Here is a 1352-nt window from a genome sequence, read left to right as displayed (position 1 = left end):
CGTGTGAAGCGCAGCGTCACACACGCAAACCCTTTAGGTGAGAGAGATCGAGAAAGGGGAAGCGAACTTTGGCGATTTCCTCGAACAGTATGGTCGCATCAAATCCGTCTCCATATGTGTCCCCAACTGCGGTGAAGCTGGAAGCGTTCGTCCATCCACCCAAAGCTAGTGCGACCTCTCTGTCCACCCGACCGTTTCGTAGGGCATCGCGCCATGAATGCCTGAACGAGTGGAAGCAGGTCTTCGAAGCATCGGCCCCGCAGGTAATAAGGAAGCGCGAAAACCACCTTGAGAATCGGCCCGAATGCATGCCGAAGCTATCCTGTTTGATCTCGCTGAAAAGGCGGATGTCTCCACGCGCCCTCGCGTCTGCCACATGTGATGCGAAGCCAATTTCGATGAGTTCGGGATGAACGGGAATTGTTCGCTGGCTCGCCGCTGTCTTGATCGACTTTTGATCATCGTTTGCTGAAATAGAGAGGCAAAGCACTTCCCCGAGAACTTGGGCATCGGCAACGAGCAGTTGGCATGCCTCGTTTAATCGGAGACCGCAGAAGAGGCTCAGCAGTGGAACCCAAAAGCGAGACCGGCGAGGGTGGGCGTCACCGGCGATTGCGTAGCCTCGCTCATCGTCAACACAGCCGGAGTAGAGCGGCGCAGCGAAGATAGCCTTAAGCTGCTCTGGACGAAACGCGTGGCGGCGATTTTTGGCAGCCTGTTGTTTCGGCAATCGCAAGCCCTTCGCGGGGTTGGCGGAACAGTGCTCTTCCCTCATCCCCCAGTTCAGCACCGTCGAGAGCTTGCTCATATACTCGTTGACGTTCGCCGGACTCATTGGTCGCTCTCCTGAGGCGACAGCCTTCTGAGCGACATCGCGAAGCTTCATCGACGGCCATCGTTTGCGCGCGTTTGTCGGAAGCACGGTCAAGACGTTCATCACATCCCGGCAAATCGAACGATCAATCCTTCGTGCGTCGGTGTTTGGCCCGATCAGTTCGATCAGCACCGACAACGCACTCTTGTAGGCGTGAAGGCTTTTTTCGGTTCGCGAGGACGTGGGGTCCGCGAGGTATAGGTCACAAAGCACCTCGAAGCTTATCGACGAAAACATCGAACCGCCGTGACCGAGATCGTAGAGCAAGTTCGCGGAACGACTTTGACGGACATCGTCAAAATGGGCGGCAGCTTCAATGGCACACTTGGCGGCGAGACGATTGGCGACGGTGAGCGAGTCTGTTCTTAGCGAGCGTGACAAATGCGTCCGTCCTACGACGCCTCGCACATCGCACGGGACGCGTATCCGGAATTGATAAATCCTTCCTCGACGAGCTACCCCAAAGCCCCTCCTGTGA

Annotated in this window: 1 protein-coding gene; it reads right to left on the bottom strand. The window is 56.6% G+C overall.

Features of this window, described 5'->3' with window-relative positions:
• Positions 1-16: 16 nt before the first annotated feature.
• Positions 17-1352: DUF6538 domain-containing protein (locus tag KYN89_RS15290; protein ID WP_346727250.1), on the bottom strand; the 1336-nt coding region annotated here is incomplete at its 5' end.

The organism is Alteriqipengyuania abyssalis (assembly GCF_019857185.1).
GTDB lineage: Bacteria > Pseudomonadota > Alphaproteobacteria > Sphingomonadales > Sphingomonadaceae > Alteriqipengyuania > Alteriqipengyuania abyssalis.
Note: the sequence above shows the minus strand (reverse complement) of the source record. Positions and strands in the feature narration are given on the sequence as shown.